The sequence below is a fragment of the Massilia luteola genome, assembly GCF_034420155.1.
In the GTDB taxonomy this organism is placed as follows: Bacteria; Pseudomonadota; Gammaproteobacteria; order Burkholderiales; family Burkholderiaceae_D; genus Telluria; species Telluria luteola.
Window position 1 is genome coordinate 277,612 of the sequence record NZ_JAXOFN010000001.1, and the last position, 18,182, is coordinate 295,793.

Below are 18,182 nucleotides of genomic sequence, written 5' to 3' on the forward strand. Positions count from 1 at the left end.
TGCCGTCCGTGCGGTCAGGGGTTCAGGTCGCGGCGGAATTCGTCGAGCAGCGCCAGTCCCTCCGGCCACGCGCCGTAGCCGCTGCCGCCGTTGATGTGGCCGGCCGGACCGATCTCCACCAGCTTGCTGCCCCACGCCCGGGCGAACCCGCGCGCGCGGTCCGGCGCCACGTATTCGTCGTTGCTGCTGGCGACGACGAGCGACGGGAACGGCAGCGGCGCGAGCGGGATGGGCTTGAAGCCGTTGGCGGCGATCGGGTAGGACGGCGCTTCGACGTCGCTCGGCGCGACGAGGAAGGCGCCGGCCACTTTCAGCGCCGATCCGGACTGCGCCCACTGCGCCACCAGCATGCACGCCAGGCTGTGCGCCACGAGGATGGGGCGGCCCTCGCAGTCGGCGATGGCGGCATCCAGCTCGGCCACCCACTCGGCGCAGTCCGGATCGTTCCAGTCGCGGTGCGGCACCCGGGTCCAGCACGGGTGTTGCTGTTCCCAGTGGGTCTGCCAGTGTTGCGGACCCGAGTTCCACAGGCCGGCGAGGGTCAGGATGTCGCAGTTCATGGTCGCTCCAATGTGCACGTGCCGCCGATTGTACGATGACGCGGCGTTACAGCGCGGTGCGCAGCGCAAACAGCTCGGGAAACAGCACGACGTCCAGCATCTTGCGCAGGTAGCTGACGCCGGCCGTGCCGCCGGTGCCGGTCTTGAAGCCGATGATGCGCTCCACCGTCGACACATGGCGGAAGCGCCAGAACCGGAAGGCCGTCTCCAGGTCGACGAGCTTCTCGGCCAGTTCGTACAGGGCCCAGTGGTGCTCGGGGTCGCGGTAGACCTCGAGCCATGCGGCCATCACGGAATCGTCGTGGACGGTCGGCTGCGTCGGATCGGCGTCCAGGCGACCCTGCGCGACGGCGAGGCCCGAGCGCGCCAGCAGGCGCACGGCTTCGTCGTAGATCGACGGCGCCCGCAGTTCGCGTTCGAGGAGGTCATGGTGCTCGGGCGACGTCTGGTGCACGGCCAGCATGGCGGCGTTCTTGTTCCCGAGGATGAATTCCAGCTCGCGGTACTGGAACGACTGGAAGCCCGACGACGACGCCAGGTAAGGGCGGATCGCGCTGTATTCCGGCGGCGTCATCGTGGCCAGCACGTCCCAGGCGTGCACCAGCTGGTCCATGATGCGCGCCACCCGCGCCAGCATTTTAAAGGCGGGCGGCAGGTCGTCGGCGCGGATGTGGGTGCGCACGGCCTGCAGTTCGTGCAGCATCAGCTTGATCCACAACTCGCTCGTCTGGTGCTGGATGATGAACAGCATCTCGTTGTGGTTCGGCGAGCGCGGGTGCTGGGCCGACAGGATCCGGTCCAGCCCCAGGTAGTCGCCGTAGCTCATGCTGCGGCTGAAATCCATCTGCGCGCCGTGCCACGTCGGGTCGTTCTTGTCGTCGTCCATATGCCCTCCTCAGGTCACGGCGGTGCGCGCGGCGCGGGTGTCGTAGGCCTCGGCGTCGAGGATGTCGCGCAGTATTTCCACGGCGTCCCAGACGTCCGCGAAGGTCGTGTACAGCGGCGTGAAGCCGAAGCGCATGATCGCCGGTTCGCGATAGTCGCCGATGACGCCGCGCGCGATCAGCGCCTGCATCACCGCATAGCCGTGCGGATGCGTGAAGCTCACGTGGCTGCCGCGCTGCGCATGCGCGCGCGGTGTGACGAGGCCCAGCGGATGCGCGGCGCAGCGCGACGCCACCAATGCGATGAACAGGTCGGTGAGCGCGAGCGACTTGGCGCGCAGGGCCGCCATGCTTGTGGCCTCGAAGATCTCCAGCCCGCATTCGACGAGCGCCAGCGACACCATCGGCTGCGTGCCGCACAGCGCGCGCCCGATGCCCTCGGCGGCCTCGAACCCGTGCGCCATCGCGAACGGCGCCGCATGGCTCCACCAGCCCGTGAGCGGATGGCGGAACGCGGCCTGGTGGCGCCGCGGCACCCAGATGAAGGCCGGGGCGCCGGGGCCGCCGTTCAGGTATTTATAGGTGCAGCCGACGGCGAAGTCGGCGTCGGCGCCGTTCAGGTCCAGCGGCACGGCGCCGACGGAATGGGCGAGGTCCCAGACGGCCAGCGCGCCGCGCGCATGCGCGAGGGCGGTCAGCGCCGCCATGTCGTGCTGGCGGCCGGTGCGGTAGTTCACCTGCGTGAGCATCAGCACGGCGCAGTCGGCGTCGACGGCAGCGACCAGTTCCTCGGGCGAATCGACCAGGTGCACGCGGTAGCCGCGGTCCAGCCAGCGGGCGAGGCCGTCCGCCATGTAGATATCGGTGGGGAAGTTGCTGCGCTCCGTGACGATGACCTTGCGCGCCGGGTCGCGCTCGCCCTGGATCGCCAGCGCGGCGGCCAGCGCCTTGAACAGGTTCAGCGACGTCGTGTCCGTGACGACCACTTCGCCGGCCCCGGCGCCGATCAACGGGGCGATCCGGTCGCCCAGCCGGCCGGGCAGCGCGAACCAGCCGGCCGTGTTCCAGCTGCGGACCAGTCCCTGTCCCCATTCCTGGCCGACGACGTCGCGCGCGCGCTCGAGCGCGCCGCGCGGGCGGGCGCCCAGCGAATTGCCGTCCAGGTAGATGACGCCCTCGGGCAGGTCGAAGCGTTCGCGCAGCGGGGCGAGCGGATCGGACGCGTCCAGGGCGAGGCAGGCGGCGCGCGTGGCGGCGCCGGCGATGTCGTACGTGGCAGTGTTCATGCGGCCACCTTGGCGGGGCCGGCAGCCGAGATCGTCGGGCTGATGTCCCAGGGGGTTGGAGCGGGCATGTGGTTTCCTGAAGGGTAGAGGAGCGGGAAGTGTAGCAAAATTGCATCGAACTGCGGCGGCCGAACAATTTTCAAAATATTTTCGCCGGCACCCTAAAGTTCCCCCAAAGCCGTCCGATAACCTAACCAGATGACCGGGATCGGGCCTTGAAATTTTTTTTGCAGAAACCCTAAAGTTTCGCAAAAGGCATCCGATAACCCATACAGACGACCGGAATCGGACCAAAAAAGTTTTGTCGAAACCCTAAAGTTCGGCAAAAACCGGCCGATAACGAGTCTGAAGGGGATGCTGGAAAACAAAAAAATTTTCTTGCGGCACCCTAAAGTTCTCAAAAACGTTGACGTAAACCAACACAGCAATAAGAAGTTCGTTGCGTCGCCGGGCTGAAAACGCCCCGTAGTTACATCTCGCCTTCCGCCCCTTTTCATAGGGGCGCGACCACGATCCGGCAGGGTTTGTCAGACAAACTCCTACGGGTCGATCTCGTCTTTGTCGGACGAAAAATACAGACACTCTCCAATACACTAAAAGTTTCCTCACGGTCAGAATCTATCTCAACGGCAACACACAACGCCTCACAGATACGATCAACCGGAGAGATGGAAATGACTGCGAACGACATGATGGCTGAAATTCGTGATGCGAACCTGAGCTACCTGATGCTGGCACAGCAGATGATCCGCGCAGACAGGGTCACCGCGATTTTCCGCCTCGGCATCTCGACCGACATCGCCGACCTGATCGAAGGCATGAGCAACGCCCAGATCCTGAAACTCGCCGGCGGCAACATGATGCTGGCCCGCTTCCGCTTCGACGACGCCGCCATCCTCGGCATGCTGACGAGCCACAGCAAGGACCGCGCCCTGGCCCAGTCGCACGCCGCGATCCTGATGGCCGGCCAGCCCGCCGAAGAAATCGCATAGAGGGGTCAGAGCCCGGTTTTTCATTCAGGGCTCTGACCCCGGTTCTCAGCCCGCAGCCCCACCGAAGCCGCACCAAGTCCATCGCAAGCCACGGAGAACAGCATGACCAAGAAAAGCGTCGTCTCGGAAGCACAGGAAATCCAGCTGGCCATCGAACTGATCCAGCTCGGCGCCCGTCTCCAGTTGCTGGAAAACGAAGTCTCCCTGTCGCGCGAGCGCCTGATCAAGCTGTATAAGGAACTCAAGGGCATGTCGCCGCCGAAGGGCATGCTGCCGTTCTCGACCGACTGGTTCCTGACCTGGCAACCGAACATCCACGCTTCGCTGTACATCAACATCTATAAATTCCTGGTCGAATACGCCGGCGCCACGGGCGTCCAGGCCGTGATGAAGGCCTACAAGCTGTACCTGGAACAAATGCCGCCGGCACCCGGCGAAGAGCCGCTGCTGTCGCTGACCCGTGCCTGGACCCTCGTGCGCTTCTTCCAGGGCAATATGCTCGTGCTGGCGCCGTGCGGCAAATGCCAGGGCAAGTACGTCGTCAACGCGCTCGACCTGAACAACGATTACCAGTGCGGCCTGTGCCACATGCCTTCGCGCGCCGGCAAGACCCGCAAGGCCAAGGACGCCGCGCTCGCCGCCGCCTGAGTGTTTCGACCGGGCCGTTTCTCTCCTCCGTGATCTGCCGTTTCGTTTCCGTGCGGGGCAGGCCATGAATGCGCCCGCCCCGCGGCGCGCTTTCGGCGCGCCGTCCGTGCGCGCGCTGCTGGCCCAGGCCGGCGCCTTTCCCCTCACCGTGACCGCCGTCTGGCTGCTGGCCCGCGCGGGCGTCCCCATGTCGTGGGAAGCCGTCGCGCTGATCCAGGGGATATTGGCCGCGCTGCTGGCCTGGGGCCTCGGGCTCGCCGTCTGGTGGCGCGCCATCGAACTCGCGTTTCCCTCCGGCGTGCTGCTGGCGCGCGGGCTCGATCTGCCGCCGACCCTCTTTTTAGTATTGTTCGTGCTGTTCCTGCTCGTGTACTGGTCCACGTTCCGCACCCAGGTGCCGTATTACCCGTCCGGGCGCGATGCCTGGCATGCCGTGGCGGACGTGGTGCCGGCCGACCGTCCGTGCGCCGTCGCCGACGTGGGCAGCGGCCTGGGCGGCCTCGTGCTCGACCTGGCAAAGCGCCGGCCCGACTGCCGGGTGGACGGCATCGAACTGGCGCCGCTGCCGTGGTTCGTCAGCCGGCTGCGCGCGCAACTGTCCGGCAGCCGCGCGCGCTTCGTGCGCGGCGACTACGAATCGTTGAATTTTGGTCACTATGACGTCGTGTTCGCCTACCTGTCGCCGGCCGCGATGGCCGCTCTCTGGCGCAAGGCCGAGAGTGAAATGCGGCCCGGCGGCATCTTGTTGAGTTATGAATTCGATATTCCGGGAAGAATGCCAGACCGTCGCATTGTGACGACTAACAGTAAGAAAATTCTCTATCTTTGGCAATTTTGACGGTCATCGGGGCACTTTTACTTGCCCGTGGGCCATTCTCAAGCTAATCTAGTTCCCTACGTAAATATTTCTCTTTGGATTCATCAACTTGGATCCAAACCGGGCCTGCCCCGGATTCACGCATCGGGAGTCCCGTGTTTGTCATTGTTGGTTACGTTGTAGTGCTCGCCGCCGTATTCGGCGGCTTCGCGATGAACGGCGGTCACCTGGCGGCGCTGTGGCAGCCGCTCGAACTCGTCATGATCGGCGGTGCCGCACTGGGCGCATTCCTCGTCGGTAACAGCCCGAAGGCCGTGAAGGCGACGCTGGGCGCGCTGCCCACGCTGTTCAAGGGGTCCAAGTACACGCGCGAGATGTACATGGAGCTGATGTCGCTGCTGTTCGACGTGCTGTCGAAGGTAAGGAAAGAAGGCCTGATGTCGATCGAAGGCGACATCGAGGCGCCCGAGCAGAGCCCCGTGTTCTCGAAGTACCCGGCGGTGCTGGCGGATCATCACATTGTCGAATTCATCACCGATTACCTGCGCTTGATGGTTTCGGGCAACATGGACGCGTTCCAGATCGAGAACCTGATGGACAATGAGATCGAGACCCACCATCATGAGGGTGCGGTCCCGGCACAATGCATTGCCAAGCTGGGCGACGGCCTGCCGGCGTTCGGTATCGTGGCGGCCGTGATGGGCGTCGTGCACACCATGGAATCCGTGGGCCTGCCGCCGGCCGAGCTGGGCATCCTGATCGCGCACGCGCTGGTCGGCACGTTCCTCGGCATCCTGCTGGCCTACGGCTTCATTGGCCCGCTGTCCAGCCTGCTCGAACAGAAGCTGGAGGAGTCGACGAAGATGTTCCAGACCGTGAAAGTGACGCTGCTGGCCAGCCTGAACGGTTATGCGCCGGCGCTGGCCGTCGAGTTCGGCCGCAAGGTGCTGTACTCGACCGAACGTCCGACCTTCGCCGAACTCGAGGACCATATCAAGAAGGCCAAGAGCAAGTAATGGTGCGTAATATCCACATCAGCGCGGGAGTACGGCATGGCTGACGAAGGCCAGCGGCCGATCATCGTCAAGCGCGTCAAGAAGGGCGGCCATGGACACCATGGCGGCGCCTGGAAGATCGCGTACGCCGACTTCGTGACGGCGATGATGGCATTCTTCCTGCTCATGTGGCTGCTCGGTTCGACGACCAAGGGCGACATGGAAGGCATCGCCAACTATTTCAAGACGCCCCTCAAGGTCGCCATGCAGGGCGGCACCGGCGCCGGCAGCACCAATTCGATCCTGCAGGGCGGTGGCAAGGACCTGACGCGCCGCAACGGCCAGGTCAAGAACGGCGACATCGAGCGCAACAAGAAATCGATCGACCTGAAATCCGCGCGCGAAGCCCTCGAGAAAGAGGAAGCGGCGCGCCTGGAACAGCTCAAGCAACGCATCGAACAGACCATCGACGCCAATCCGCTGCTGCGCAAGTACAAGAACCAGCTGCTGCTCGACGTGACGAGCGAAGGCCTGCGCATCCAGATCGTCGACGAAAAGAACCGCCCGATGTTCGCGTCCGCCAGCGCCCAGCTGCAGCCGTACACGCGCGACATCCTCGACGTGCTGGGCCTCGTGCTGAACGACGTGCCGAACCGCATCGGCCTGTCGGGGCATACGGATTCGACGCCATATTCGACGCCCGAGGGTTATACGAACTGGGAACTGTCGGCCGACCGCGCCAATGCCTCGCGCCGCGAACTGGTGCACGGCGGCCTGGCCGATGCGAAGATCCTGCGTGTGGTGGGGCTCGGCTCGGCCGTCCACCTGGACCGCGACGACCCGTTCAACCCGATCAACCGGCGCATCAGTATCCTGGTCATGAATAAACGTACCGAGAACGCCGTGCTGCACGACGGCACGCCCCTGGATGTGCCGGGCGACAGCGCGGACGCGGCGGTGAAGGCTGTCGCAGAGGCGACGGGTGGTGGCTTGGCGCAGCCGGCGGCGACGCCGGCCGGGAAAAAATAACGGACGGGATGTTCTGGAGGATTCCATGACGACAAGAAAAAAGATTCTCGGGTCACACGTCAAACGCCTCTTGTCGGGCGTGTCCGACCATGGCCGGCGCCACCTGTCCGAAGTCGAGACCGACCTGGTGCAGACGACGCTGTTGCTGGAGGAAGCCGTCGAGAAGCTGACGAGCAGCTTCATGGCGATCCACCATGTGGTCGATTCGCGCCAGGATGCGATCAACCGCCTGCTGGCCGGCCAGGCGCCGACGGCGGAGGAGAGTGCCTGCCTGACCGGCATGTCGGGCGAGATCGCCGGCCACGTGAACGCGGCGGTGACGAGCATGCAGTTCCAGGACATGACGAGCCAGCTGCTCGATCGCACGCTGCGCCGGGTGACCGGCCTGCGCGATTTTCTCACCACGCTGTCCGAGCACGGTGACGATATCCTGCCGGAGAGCGACGGCGAGGAGATCGTCGAACGCCTCGGCAAGGTCAGCATGGCGCTGGCGATCCAGTCGCTGGAGCTGCGCAGCATGTTGCGCAAGTCGGTCGAGCAGCGCCACCTCGAGAGCGGCGACGTCGAGTTGTTTTGATTCGTGGGGCCGGAGCCCGGTGTTGCGGTTGGGCTCCGACCCCGTCTGACTAGATATACGAGCAGCCAGTAGAACGGCAAACGGAAAAAACAGCAGGAGCATAAAGATGGCAAAAACTATTCTCGCAGTCGACGATTCCAGTTCCCTGCGCCAGATGGTGGCTTTCAGCCTGAAGGCCGCCGGCTACCAGGTCGTGGAAGCCGTCGACGGACAGGATGGCCTGGAGAAGGCGAAGCTGCAGACCGTCGACCTGGTCCTGACCGACCAGAACATGCCCAAGATGGACGGGCTCACCCTGATCAAGTCGCTGCGCGGCCTGCCGGGCTACCAGAAGACGCCGATCCTCATGCTCACGACGGAATCGTCCGAGGACATGAAGACGAAGGGCCGCGCGGCTGGCGCCAACGGCTGGCTGGTCAAGCCGTTCGACCCGCAGCGCCTGATCGAGGTGGTCAAGAAAGTCATCGGCTGAGCGGCCCCGGGGCCGCCGCGCCGTTCGTACCAGACGGATATTCAACATGACCATCGACATCAGCCAGTTTTACAAGGTCTTTTTCGACGAGGCGGAAGAGCTGCTCGCCGAAAAGGAGCGTCTGCTGCTGGCCGTCGATATCGATTCGCCGGACCCGGAAGACCTGAACGCGATCTTCCGCACCGCCCATTCGATCAAGGGCGGGGCGTCGACCTTCGGCCTGACCGACATGAGCGAAGTGACGCACGTGCTCGAGTCCCTGCTGGACCGCATCCGCAAGGGCGAGATGGCACTGACGGCACAGCACGTGGACGCCTTCCTGGCCGCCAAGGACATCCTCAAGATGCAGCTCGACGGCCACCGCAACGGTGCGGACGTCGACCAGGAAGCCGTCGCCAACGTGCGCATGATGCTGCACGACCTGTCCGAAGGCGTGATCGTGCCGACGCACCAGCCGACCGTGCCCTCGTTCCTGCACGCCGAACAGAAACAGCAGATCACCGACGGCGCCCACCGCTACAAGATCGAGCTGCCCGACCTCGCCAAGCGCGACGTCGACGCGCTCGTGGACGAACTCGGCCTGCTGGGCCGCGTGTCCGTCGTGCCGCTCGCGGCGGGGCGCACGGCGCTGATCATCATGACGCACGAGAGCCTGGACGACATCGTCGCCATCTGCTCCTTCGTGCTCGACCCGTCCGACCTCAAGATCTTCGAGGCGCCTCCGCTCACGCCCGAGCAGCGCGCGCGCGAGGCGGCCGAACGCGCCCGCATCGAGGAAGAGCAGGGCTACGGCTTCTTCGACCCGGCCGAGCCGCTCGACGCGGCCGCGGACGAACCGTCCGAGGACGAAATCGGCTACGGCTTCTTCCAGCCGATCGAACAGATCCGCCGCGAGGCCGGCATTGTGGCCGAGGCGCCACCGCCCGCGCCAGTGCGGCCAGAGCCGCTCGAGGTCACCGAAGTGGCGGCGGAAAAGAAGGCGGCCAAGAAGGCCGGCGAAGGCGCCCACGCGCAGGGCGGCGAATCGTCGTCGATCCGCGTGTCGATCGAAAAGGTCGACCAGCTGATCAACCTCGTGGGCGAACTCGTGATCACGCAGGCCATGATCGAACAGCGCAGCTCCGGCCTCGATCCGATGCTGCACCAGCGCCTGCTGGCGTCGGTGTCTCAGCTGACGCGCAACACGCGCGACCTGCAGGAAGCCGTCATGTCGATCCGCATGATGCCGATGGACTTCGTGTTCTCGCGCTTCCCGCGCATGGTGCGCGACCTGGCCGGCAAGCTGGGTAAAAAGGTCGACTTCATCACGAACGGCGCCGCGACGGAACTGGACAAGGGCCTGATCGAGCGCATCGTCGACCCGCTCACGCACCTGGTCCGCAACTCGATCGACCACGGCATCGAACTGCCCGCCGCGCGCATGGCCGCGGGCAAATCGGAGTCGGGGCGCCTGTTCCTGTCCGCCGCGCACCAGGGCGGCAATATCGTGATCGAAGTCGCCGACGACGGCGGCGGCCTGAATCGCGAACGCATCCTCGCCAAGGCCAGGCAGAACGGCCTGCCGGTATCGGACAACATGAGCGACGCCGAGGTCTGGCAGCTGATCTTCGCACCGGGATTCTCGACGGCGGAAATCGTCACCGACGTGTCGGGCCGCGGCGTCGGCATGGACGTCGTCAAGCGCAACATCCAGGCGCTGGGCGGCACCATCGACATCCGTTCGGCGCGCGGCTTCGGCACGACGATCCTGATCTCGCTGCCGCTGACGCTGGCGATCCTGGACGGCATGTCGATCCGCTGCGGCGACGAGATCTACATCCTGCCGCTCGGCTTCGTCGTCGAATCGCTGCAGCCGGCGCGCGCCGACGTCAAGGAAATCGCGGGGCAGGGCCGCGTCGTCAAGGTGCGGGGCGAATACCTGCCGCTGGTTCCGCTGTACCAGATGTTCAACATCGAACCGCGCATCACCGATCCGTGCGAAGGCATCCTCGTGATCCTGGAAACGGAAGGGCGCAAGGCCGCGCTGTTCGTCGACGAACTGGTCGGCCAGCAGCAGGTCGTCGTGAAGAACCTGGAAGCGAACTACCGCAAGGTGACCGGGATCTCCGGCGCCACCATCCTCGGCGATGGCGGCGTGGCGCTGATCCTGGACGTGGCCGCGCTGCTGCGCTCGTCGCGCCAGCTGTCCGACGAATCCGTCGTCTTCTGAATGATTTAACCCCTTACTTTTGCTCCGATAAGGAACCGACATGTCCACCCAACCGACGAACAAGCCGAACGATGCCCACGACGGCAGCGGCAGCGAATACCTCGCCTTCACCCTCGGGTCCGAGGAATACGGCATCGACATCCTCAAGGTGCAGGAGATCCGCGGCTACGAAGCCGTGACCCGCATCGCCAACGCGCCCGAATTCATCAAGGGCGTCATCAACCTGCGCGGCATCATCATCCCGGTGGTCGACATGCGCATCAAGTTCAACCTGGGCACGCCGACCTACGACCAGTTCACCGTCGTGATCATCCTGAACATCGGCGGCCGCATCATGGGCATGGTGGTGGACAGCGTGTCGGACGTGACCACGCTGACCCCGGACCAGATCAAGCCGGCGCCGGAGATGGGCAGCGCCTTCAACTCCGACTACCTCACCGGCCTCGGTACCGTCGACGAGCGGATGCTCATCCTGATCGACATCGACAAGCTGATGTCGTCCAGCGAGATGGGCCTGATGGACCGGTTGGCAGCATAAGAAACGCAGCGCGGCGCAAGGGACAACCCGGACCGCACGCGGTCCGCAGAACTCACACAACCCATGGCTAACAACGTGCCGCCCAATACGACCAAACAAGAAACCGGCAAGGAGTTCGACTTCACGCGCGCCGATTTCGAGCGCGTGCGCGGCCTGATCTACCAGCGCGCCGGCATCTCGCTGGCCGACAGCAAGCAGGAGATGGTCTACAGCCGGCTCGCGCGCCGCCTGCGCGCCAACGGCATCGCCACGTTCGCGTCCTACCTGGACGCGCTGGAAACGGGCCGCATGCCGGCCGAGTGGGAATCGTTCACGAACGCGCTGACGACGAACCTCACGTCGTTCTTCCGCGAAGCCCATCACTTCCCGCTGCTGGCCGAACACGCGCTCAAACGGCGCGCGGGGCACGGCGGGCCGCTCACGATCTGGTGTTCGGCCAGCTCCACCGGCGAAGAGCCGTATTCGATCGCGATGACCGTGTGCGAGGCGTTCGACACGCTCACGCCGCCGGTCCAGATCATCGCCACCGACATCGACACGAACGTGCTGGCCACGGCCGGCGCCGGCGTCTACCCGATCGAACGGGTCGACAAGATGGACCCGGCGCGCCTGCGCCGGTTTTTCCTGAAGGGGAAGGGGGCCCAGGAGGGCCTCGTGCGGGTGCGGCCCGAAGTGCGCCAGTTGATCACGTTCCGCCAGCTGAACCTGCTGGCCGACGGCTGGGATCTCAAGGGCCCGTTCGACGCCATTTTCTGCCGCAACGTCATGATCTATTTCGACAAGGCCACGCAGCGCAAGATCCTCTCGCGTTTCGTCCCGCTGATGAAGCCCGAGGCCCTGCTGTTCGCCGGCCATTCCGAGAACTTCCTGTACGTCTCCGACGCGCTGCGCCTGCGCGGCAAGACGGTCTACGAATTGAACCACGGCTGACGCCCACGCCCCCGATCATGGATACGAACAGCCATTTCGCCACCAACGTCTATTACGACCGCACCTTCGACTGCGACGCGGCCAAGATCCTGCCCGGCGAGTACTACTACACGGGCAAGGACATGCTGATCGTGACGGTGCTCGGCTCGTGCGTGTCGGCCTGCATCCGCGACCGCACCAGGGGCCTGGGCGGCATGAACCACTTCATGCTGCCGGACGGCGGCGATCCGGCCAACCCGGTCTCGGCCTCGATGCGTTACGGCACCTATGCGATGGAAGTGCTGATCAACGACCTGCTGAAAGCCGGCGCGCGCCGCGAGCACCTGGAAGCGAAGGTCTTCGGCGGCGGCGCCGTGCTGCGCGGTTTTTCCGCAATGAACGTGGGCGAACGCAATGCCGCGTTCGTCATCAACTTCCTCAAGACCGAGCGGATTCCCGTGCTGGCCGAGGACCTGAACGATATCTACCCGCGCAAGGTGTATTTTTTTCCGCGCACCGGCAAGGTGCTCGTCAAGAAACTGATGCAGACCCATAACGACACGCTGGCGAAACGCGAGCTCGACTACGCCAGCCGCCTCAAGGTCACCCCCGTCTCGGGCGCGGTCGACCTGTTCTGACGAGAAAGGCAAAGGATGAGCTTAAACAAGATGACAAAGATCAAAGTGGTGATCGTGGACGATTCCGCCCTGATCCGCAGCGTGATGACCGAGATCGTCAACTCGCAGCCCGACATGGAAGTCGTCGGCGTCGCCCCCGATCCGCTCGTCGCGCGCGATCTGATCAAACGCGCGAACCCGGACGTGCTGACCCTGGACGTCGAGATGCCGAAGATGGACGGCCTCGACTTCCTCGAAAAACTCATGCGCCTGCGCCCGATGCCGGTGCTGATGGTGTCGTCGCTGACCGAGCGCGGCTCCGAGATCACCATGCGCGCGCTGGAACTGGGCGCCGTCGATTTCGTGACGAAACCCAAGATCTCGATCCAGAGCGGCATGCGCGAGTACACCGAGCTGATCGCCGACAAGATCCGCGCCACGGCGCGCGCGCGCGTCAAGGCGCGCACCCTGCAGGCGCCTGCCGGCGGCGGGACCGTCCCGCTGCCGCAGCTGAGGAGCCCGCTGACGTCGTCGGAAAAGCTGATCATCATCGGCGCCTCGACGGGCGGCACGGAAGCCATCCGCGAATTCCTGATGCAGATGCCGTCCGACTGCCCCGGCATCCTGATCGCCCAGCACATGCCGGAAGGCTTCACGACGTCGTTTGCGCGCCGCCTCGATTCACTGTGCAAGATCAGCGTCCTCGAGTCCGCCGGCAACGAACGCGTGCTGCCGGGCCACGCCTACATCGCGCCCGGCCACTCGCATCTGCTGTTGACCCGCTCCGGCGCCAACTACATGACCAGGATCGAGCAGTCCGAGCCCGTCAACCGCCATCGCCCGTCCGTGGACGTGCTGTTCCGTTCGGCGGCGCAGGCGGCCGGCAAGAACGCCGTCGGCGTGATCCTGACGGGCATGGGCAAGGACGGCGCACAAGGTATGCTGGAGATGAAGAATGCGGGCGCATACAATTTCGCCCAGGATGAAGCGTCGTGTGTCGTATTCGGCATGCCGCGCGAAGCGATCGCCATCGGCGCCACCCACGAGGTGGCCCCGTTGACGGCATTGCCGGGCCTCGTGCTGGGCCATCTGGCCACACACGGAGGCCGGGCGTTGCGCGTTTGATCCGCAGATGGTGCGTTCACCGCGGTTTTATCGCCGTAGAGCAACAAAAATGCTATGCTTCAGTTTGTATCGTAGTGCGCAACCCAACCAACACAGTGGGGCTTGCAACCGGCAAAAGGTTGAACAAAGCCTCATAATCAGAATTAGAGAAACAACGGAGTAATTCATGGCTGATCCTAAGATGCGTTTCCTGGTGGTTGACGATTTTTCGACGATGCGGCGCATCGTCAAGAATCTGTTGAAAGAACTGGGTTACGGCAATGTCGACGAGGCGGAAGACGGTGTCCAGGCACTGGCCAAGCTGCGCAGCGAACAGTTCGATTTCGTCGTGTCGGACTGGAACATGCCGAACATGGACGGCCTGACCATGCTGCAGAACATCCGTGCCGATCCCGCACTGGCCAAGCTGCCGGTGCTGATGGTGACCGCCGAAGCCAAGAAGGAAAACATCATCGCGGCGGCGCAAGCCGGCGCCAACGGCTACGTCGTGAAGCCGTTCACGGCGGCCACGCTGGACGAAAAGCTGAACAAGATTTTCGAAAAGATGGAAAAGGCCGCGTAAATGACCGAGTACACTGCCGACTCGACCTCGCCGGACGAGGTCCTGAGCCGGATCGGACATATGACCCGCGCGCTGCACGAAAGCCTGCGCGGGCTCGGCCTGGACAAACTGATCGAAAAGGCGGCCAGCGACATCCCCGATGCGCGCGACCGTCTCGATTACGTGGTCCGGCTGTCCGAACAATCGGCCAAGCGTGTGCTCGATGCGACCGATGCGGCCAATCCCTTGCAGGACGGCATTGACGACCGTGCCGCCGAACTGAGCCGTTCCTGGGAGGCCCTGCTGGCCGCACCGGGCGATGGCGCATGGCGCGCATTGGCCGAGCGCACGGTGGCCAGCCTGGCGGAATCGCGCACTGCCGCCGCCGCCACCAAAGGCCATTTGATGGACATCATGATGGCCCAGGACTTCCAGGACCTGACCGGCCAGGTGATCTCGCGCATCACGGGCATTGCCCAGAACCTGGAAAAGCAGCTGGTGCAGGTGCTCGTCGATTTCGCCCCCAGCGAGATCAAGCGCGAGCTCGACAATGGCCTGCTGAACGGTCCGCAGATCAATCCGGAAGGCAGTAGCGAAGTCGTGGCCGACCAGGGCCAGGTCGACGACCTGCTGGACAGCCTCGGTTTCTGATCCCGCGCGGCGGTCGTTGCGCCGCGCCATTTCGTTTCATCCGGGGATCGTTACAATGCACCAGACTAATTTCATCGTCCGCGAACCCCTGCTCGATCCCAAGCAGCGCGTGATCGGATACGAGCTCTGCTGGCAACAGCGGGATGGCCAGACACCCGGCGACGCCGACCTCGAAAGCCTCGTCGCCTTCGTGGCCGAGCACGTGGTCGACGAGGAGCAGGGCTGGCTGCTGCGCGACAAGATCCTGTTCCTCGACGCCGTGCCGGCCATGCTGTCGCTGGACGCCCTGCACGCGCTGCCGCCGGAACGCACCGTGCTGTCGCTGCGCGTGCGCGACCTCACGAACGCCGACACCCGCGCGGCCGTGCAGGCCCTGCGCGCCGGCGGCGTCGGCATCTCGATCCGTGGCGCCGACCTGGCCCTGCTGGGCAAGAACCTCGCCCCCTACGCGTCCTATGCCGAAGTGCGCTTCACCGGCGCCGACGTGGCGGCCCAGGCGCGCGCGTACGCGGCCGCCAGGCAGTCGGCGCTGCGCCTGGTCGGGCGTCCGGTCGCCACCTGGCAGGATTTCGACGCCTGCGCGGCGCTGGGCCTGGATGCGTTCGTCGGCAAGCTGCACCTGACGCCGCGGGCGGGCAACCCCGTCAAGGGCATGAACCCGGCCCAGACCATCATCCTGCAACTGATGCAGATGGTGCAGAACAACGAGGACGTGCCCAAGATCGAGGCCGTGCTCAAGCGCGACCCTGCGCTGATCTATAAACTGCTGCGCTTCATCAATTCGGCCGGCTTCGGCAGCGGGCGCGACATCCAGTCGCTGCGCCAGGCGATCGCCATGCTCGGCTATGCGCCGCTGTACCGCTGGCTCGTCCTGCTGTTGGCGACCGCCAGCACGAGCGGGTATTCGCCGGTGCTGATGGAAACCGCCGTCGTGCGCGCGCGCCTGTGCGAGCTGCTCGGCCAGACCGGCCTGCCGCGCAGCGAGGGCGAGCACCTGTTCGTCGCCGGCATGTTCTCGCTGCTGGACCGCCTGCTGGGACTGTCGATGAAGGAGGTGCTGGAGACGATCCAGCTGCCGGAACAGGTCGTGCAGGCGCTGCTGGCGCGGGAGGGCACGTACGGACCCTATCTGGCGCTGGCGGAGGCATGCGAGCTGGATTCGGACCTGGTGGCGTCGCTGGCGGCGTCGCTGGGCATCAGCCCGCACGACGTCAACCAGGCGCATCTGTCGGCGCTGGCGTGGGCGCAGAACGTGGCGGCGTGATCCCGGCGTCGCCGCGGGGGGAGGGCGCGCCGGGAAGCGCGCGCCGCTCCGGTCAATAGATCGACGCCTTGACGGCCGTGTTGGCGATGCCGTACTGGCTGTACCACACGGTGTTGCCCCACGTTGTCGTACCCGACCAGTTGGTCATCAGGTCGAGCCAGGCATTGGGGGTATCGTTGCCGGCCGTCGACCACGCCACGTAGCCGACCCCGAACTGCTGGGCCCATTGCATCAACAGCGCCGCATCGACCTTGCAACCGAGGTTGTTGTTGCCGTTGTCGTAGTCATAGCCAAACTCACCGATCAGCAACGCCAGGTTGTTGTTCCGGTAGTCGTACATCGCGTTATAGATGTCGTTCGGATTGTTGAACGTGCTGTAGGCGTGCACCGAGAACAGCAGATTGTGCCGCGGATCGTCGTTGATCAAGTCCCAGCCATACCAGAGCCCGCCGTTGGCATTGCCGCCATAGTTCGGGTTGTCGATCACGAGGGTAGTGGTCAGGCCCGTGTTGCGGATCGTCGTGATCGGCCCCTTGTAATCCTCCCGCCATTGCAACGGCGTCTTGTTGGCGTCGCCCCATTCGTTGGCGATGTTGACCATCGTGGTGCGTTCGTGTTTCTTGAGGACGGCGACGACGTCGCTGCGCGCCCAGTAGTTGGCCATGGTCTGCAGCAGCGCGGCGTCGTCGCTGCCCGTGCCGTCGTGCAGTTCGACGATGGACACCATTTTCCGGGCTTCGATGGCGGTCAATATCTGGTCCAGGCGTGCCGCGGTGCCGCTGGTGGTCCACACGACGCGAATGAGATTGGTCTTGCGGGCGGCGAGGTTGCCGAGGACGTCGTACGCCTGGGCGTCGTACCACGCGTGCGGATTATTCACGCCGCGCGCGACGAAGGCATTGCCGTTGGCGTCTTTCAGCACGGCGCCGTCCACCCGGAATCCCTTGAACACGACCTTGCACGACGCATTGTTTTCCCAGCCCCAGCCGTCGCCATCCGGGTCGGATGCGGCGTTCGCGCAATCGGCCCAGGCCAGCGCCTTCCCTGCCGACATCGACAGGATCGCGCCCGCGACCAGCAGCCGCCTCAGATCGGTGTTCATGACTGTCTCCTTGATCATTTTCAGGGGAAATTCCCTGAAATGATTATAGGAATGCGGTCATGCGGATTTTTTGGGCAGGTCTTTTTTCCACGCAGTTTAGTGCGCGGGGCGATAAACGCGCCGGCTTACCTGCGCTTCTGCACCTTGTCGACCGCCCGCTCCAGCGTCTGGCGCATCTGCATAGTGATGTTCGAGATGCGGCAGCCGACCTGCACCTGCTGGCCCAGCAGGAAGGTGCGGAACGGCCGCAGCAGGCGGACTTCGAGGTCGGCCGAGACGATCAGCGACGAGCCCAGTTCCAGCAGCACGCCGTCCAGCTTCTTGCCCACGTACAGTTCGAGCGCCTGCTCCGGCGTTGCCCGCAGGCCGACGCCGCCGCGCGAGAAATCGTACAGCGGCATCTCGAACACCTTGCCCAGCATCGAGAAGCGCGCGCCGTAGTTCATGCCCAGCGGCGATTCGAGGCGGGGCTCGGCGCGCCGGTTCAGCACGAGGCAGGCGGCCGGCAAGGGAAGCTCCACGAGGTCCGGGCGATCGGGGACGGCGCCAGGCGCCGCGTCGAGTTCGAACTGGACCTTGGCATTGCTGCCGAGCGCCGCGACGAACACGGTCTTGCCCTTCGGTAAAGTACCGCTTTCCGCGAGCTCGAGCGTGAAGACCTGGCCCTCCGGGTCGACGCTGTCAATGCGCGCCATGGCGAAGTCCTGGCCGAGCGGATAGACGGTGACGGCCTCGCCGGTCAGCGCAAGCGTCGTCAGCGCATCGCCGATGTCGAACGGATCGCGCATTTCGTGGGCGGCCGGATTCTGGTTGATCCGGTCGACGGCGTCCGCCAGTTTGGGCGGACCCTTACGCATGAGCGGCATTGAAAGGTCAGTCAAAGCGCTACTCCTTCTTTTTACGTGGTTTGGGTAAAAAGCCAAACCCCGAGTCTAACAAGAAGTGTTGACAATTCCTACAGCACAT

General features: G+C 64.6%; 20 protein-coding genes. 15 read left to right on the forward strand and 5 right to left on the reverse strand.

The window, feature by feature from the left end; all coding sequences use genetic code 11:
* Positions 1 to 14: 14 nt before the first annotated feature.
* The 3 genes from U9J41_RS01285 to kynU are packed head-to-tail and all read right to left on the reverse strand — an operon-like array spanning position 15 to position 2,730.
* Positions 15 to 560, reverse strand: a complete 546-nt coding sequence (locus tag U9J41_RS01285) for an RBBP9/YdeN family alpha/beta hydrolase (protein WP_322399790.1) — start codon at positions 558 to 560, stop codon at positions 15 to 17.
* Between the two features lie 46 nt (positions 561 to 606).
* Positions 607 to 1,446, reverse strand: coding sequence for a tryptophan 2,3-dioxygenase (gene kynA, locus U9J41_RS01290; RefSeq protein ID WP_322399791.1), 840 nt, complete (start codon positions 1,444 to 1,446; stop codon positions 607 to 609).
* Between the two features lie 9 nt (positions 1,447 to 1,455).
* On the reverse strand, positions 1,456 to 2,730 hold the full coding sequence (gene kynU, locus U9J41_RS01295) for a kynureninase (protein ID WP_322399792.1): 1,275 nt from the start codon (positions 2,728 to 2,730) through the stop codon (positions 1,456 to 1,458).
* Positions 2,731 to 3,404: 674 nt separating this feature from the next.
* Between kynU and flhD the strand changes: the two genes are divergently transcribed.
* The 15 genes from flhD (at position 3,405) to U9J41_RS01370 (ending at position 16,114) form a co-directional block, all read left to right on the forward strand.
* Positions 3,405 to 3,722 carry a flagellar transcriptional regulator FlhD gene (gene flhD / locus U9J41_RS01300; RefSeq protein ID WP_322399794.1) on the forward strand — a complete coding sequence of 106 codons (318 nt, stop codon included), beginning with the start codon at positions 3,405 to 3,407 and terminating at the stop codon, positions 3,720 to 3,722.
* A gap of 102 nt (positions 3,723 to 3,824) precedes the next feature.
* Positions 3,825 to 4,370, forward strand: coding sequence for a flagellar transcriptional regulator FlhC (gene flhC, locus U9J41_RS01305; RefSeq protein ID WP_322399795.1), 546 nt, complete (start codon positions 3,825 to 3,827; stop codon positions 4,368 to 4,370).
* A 64-nt stretch (positions 4,371 to 4,434) separates the two neighbouring features.
* Positions 4,435 to 5,208: a class I SAM-dependent methyltransferase gene (locus U9J41_RS01310; protein ID WP_322399796.1), complete on the forward strand. Its 774-nt coding sequence runs from the start codon at positions 4,435 to 4,437 to the stop codon at positions 5,206 to 5,208.
* A gap of 134 nt (positions 5,209 to 5,342) precedes the next feature.
* Positions 5,343 to 6,203, forward strand: coding sequence for a flagellar motor stator protein MotA (motA, locus tag U9J41_RS01315; protein ID WP_322399797.1), 861 nt, complete (start codon positions 5,343 to 5,345; stop codon positions 6,201 to 6,203).
* A gap of 36 nt (positions 6,204 to 6,239) precedes the next feature.
* Positions 6,240 to 7,211 (forward strand): flagellar motor protein MotB, encoded by a 972-nt coding sequence (gene motB, locus U9J41_RS01320; protein ID WP_322399799.1) that lies wholly within the window; start codon positions 6,240 to 6,242, stop codon positions 7,209 to 7,211.
* Positions 7,212 to 7,236: 25 nt separating this feature from the next.
* The gene (locus tag U9J41_RS01325; RefSeq protein ID WP_322399800.1) at positions 7,237 to 7,788 is read left to right on the forward strand and encodes a chemotaxis protein; all 552 of its coding nucleotides are present in this window, start codon (positions 7,237 to 7,239) and stop codon (positions 7,786 to 7,788) included.
* 106 nt (positions 7,789 to 7,894) lie between these two features.
* Positions 7,895 to 8,260 (forward strand): response regulator, encoded by a 366-nt coding sequence (locus U9J41_RS01330; RefSeq protein WP_036230353.1) that lies wholly within the window; start codon positions 7,895 to 7,897, stop codon positions 8,258 to 8,260.
* Positions 8,261 to 8,306: 46 nt separating this feature from the next.
* Positions 8,307 to 10,469 (forward strand): chemotaxis protein CheA, encoded by a 2,163-nt coding sequence (cheA, locus tag U9J41_RS01335; RefSeq protein ID WP_322399802.1) that lies wholly within the window; start codon positions 8,307 to 8,309, stop codon positions 10,467 to 10,469.
* A 40-nt stretch (positions 10,470 to 10,509) separates the two neighbouring features.
* Entirely contained in the window at positions 10,510 to 11,007 is a 498-nt protein-coding gene (locus U9J41_RS01340; protein ID WP_056436261.1) for a chemotaxis protein CheW, read from the forward strand.
* Positions 11,008 to 11,070: 63 nt separating this feature from the next.
* The gene (locus U9J41_RS01345; RefSeq protein ID WP_322399803.1) at positions 11,071 to 11,937 is read left to right on the forward strand and encodes a CheR family methyltransferase; all 867 of its coding nucleotides are present in this window, start codon (positions 11,071 to 11,073) and stop codon (positions 11,935 to 11,937) included.
* A 17-nt stretch (positions 11,938 to 11,954) separates the two neighbouring features.
* Positions 11,955 to 12,554 (forward strand): chemoreceptor glutamine deamidase CheD, encoded by a 600-nt coding sequence (gene cheD / locus U9J41_RS01350; RefSeq protein ID WP_322399805.1) that lies wholly within the window; start codon positions 11,955 to 11,957, stop codon positions 12,552 to 12,554.
* Positions 12,555 to 12,584: 30 nt separating this feature from the next.
* The gene (locus tag U9J41_RS01355; protein WP_322399806.1) at positions 12,585 to 13,658 is read left to right on the forward strand and encodes a protein-glutamate methylesterase/protein-glutamine glutaminase; all 1,074 of its coding nucleotides are present in this window, start codon (positions 12,585 to 12,587) and stop codon (positions 13,656 to 13,658) included.
* A 166-nt stretch (positions 13,659 to 13,824) separates the two neighbouring features.
* The gene (cheY, locus tag U9J41_RS01360) at positions 13,825 to 14,220 is read left to right on the forward strand and encodes a chemotaxis response regulator CheY (protein ID WP_036230336.1); all 396 of its coding nucleotides are present in this window, start codon (positions 13,825 to 13,827) and stop codon (positions 14,218 to 14,220) included.
* On the forward strand, positions 14,221 to 14,850 hold the full coding sequence (cheZ, locus tag U9J41_RS01365; RefSeq protein WP_322399807.1) for a protein phosphatase CheZ: 630 nt from the start codon (positions 14,221 to 14,223) through the stop codon (positions 14,848 to 14,850).
* Between the two features lie 55 nt (positions 14,851 to 14,905).
* Positions 14,906 to 16,114, forward strand: a complete 1,209-nt coding sequence (locus U9J41_RS01370; RefSeq protein WP_322399808.1) for an EAL and HDOD domain-containing protein — start codon at positions 14,906 to 14,908, stop codon at positions 16,112 to 16,114.
* A 52-nt stretch (positions 16,115 to 16,166) separates the two neighbouring features.
* On the opposite strand, the gene U9J41_RS01375 is transcribed toward U9J41_RS01370, so the two are convergent.
* Positions 16,167 to 17,216: a cellulase family glycosylhydrolase gene (locus tag U9J41_RS01375; RefSeq protein WP_322399809.1), complete on the reverse strand. Its 1,050-nt coding sequence runs from the start codon at positions 17,214 to 17,216 to the stop codon at positions 16,167 to 16,169.
* 125 nt (positions 17,217 to 17,341) lie between these two features.
* A complete protein-coding gene (locus tag U9J41_RS01380; protein WP_322399810.1) occupies positions 17,342 to 18,097 on the reverse strand; it encodes a PilZ domain-containing protein in 756 nt (251 codons plus the stop codon).
* Positions 18,098 to 18,182: the final 85 nt, after the last annotated feature.

What these genes read in the sequence shown, in the direction of transcription:
- flhD (WP_322399794.1), top strand. Translation starts at nt 3,405, where the DNA reads ATGACTGCGAACGACATGATGGCTGAAATTCGTGATGCGAACCTGAGC.
- U9J41_RS01340 (WP_056436261.1), top strand. Translation starts at nt 10,510, where the DNA reads ATGTCCACCCAACCGACGAACAAGCCGAACGATGCCCACGACGGCAGC.
- U9J41_RS01330 (WP_036230353.1), top strand. Translation starts at nt 7,895, where the DNA reads ATGGCAAAAACTATTCTCGCAGTCGACGATTCCAGTTCCCTGCGCCAG.
- kynA (WP_322399791.1), bottom strand. Translation starts at nt 1,446, where the DNA reads ATGGACGACGACAAGAACGACCCGACGTGGCACGGCGCGCAGATGGAT.
- cheY (WP_036230336.1), top strand. Translation starts at nt 13,825, where the DNA reads ATGGCTGATCCTAAGATGCGTTTCCTGGTGGTTGACGATTTTTCGACG.
- cheZ (WP_322399807.1), top strand. Translation starts at nt 14,221, where the DNA reads ATGACCGAGTACACTGCCGACTCGACCTCGCCGGACGAGGTCCTGAGC.
- cheD (WP_322399805.1), top strand. Translation starts at nt 11,955, where the DNA reads ATGGATACGAACAGCCATTTCGCCACCAACGTCTATTACGACCGCACC.
- U9J41_RS01310 (WP_322399796.1), top strand. Translation starts at nt 4,435, where the DNA reads ATGAATGCGCCCGCCCCGCGGCGCGCTTTCGGCGCGCCGTCCGTGCGC.
- flhC (WP_322399795.1), top strand. Translation starts at nt 3,825, where the DNA reads ATGACCAAGAAAAGCGTCGTCTCGGAAGCACAGGAAATCCAGCTGGCC.
- U9J41_RS01375 (WP_322399809.1), bottom strand. Translation starts at nt 17,216, where the DNA reads ATGAACACCGATCTGAGGCGGCTGCTGGTCGCGGGCGCGATCCTGTCG.
- U9J41_RS01325 (WP_322399800.1), top strand. Translation starts at nt 7,237, where the DNA reads ATGACGACAAGAAAAAAGATTCTCGGGTCACACGTCAAACGCCTCTTG.
- U9J41_RS01370 (WP_322399808.1), top strand. Translation starts at nt 14,906, where the DNA reads ATGCACCAGACTAATTTCATCGTCCGCGAACCCCTGCTCGATCCCAAG.
- U9J41_RS01285 (WP_322399790.1), bottom strand. Translation starts at nt 560, where the DNA reads ATGAACTGCGACATCCTGACCCTCGCCGGCCTGTGGAACTCGGGTCCG.
- motB (WP_322399799.1), top strand. Translation starts at nt 6,240, where the DNA reads ATGGCTGACGAAGGCCAGCGGCCGATCATCGTCAAGCGCGTCAAGAAG.
- cheA (WP_322399802.1), top strand. Translation starts at nt 8,307, where the DNA reads ATGACCATCGACATCAGCCAGTTTTACAAGGTCTTTTTCGACGAGGCG.
- kynU (WP_322399792.1), bottom strand. Translation starts at nt 2,730, where the DNA reads ATGAACACTGCCACGTACGACATCGCCGGCGCCGCCACGCGCGCCGCC.
- U9J41_RS01345 (WP_322399803.1), top strand. Translation starts at nt 11,071, where the DNA reads ATGGCTAACAACGTGCCGCCCAATACGACCAAACAAGAAACCGGCAAG.
- U9J41_RS01355 (WP_322399806.1), top strand. Translation starts at nt 12,585, where the DNA reads ATGACAAAGATCAAAGTGGTGATCGTGGACGATTCCGCCCTGATCCGC.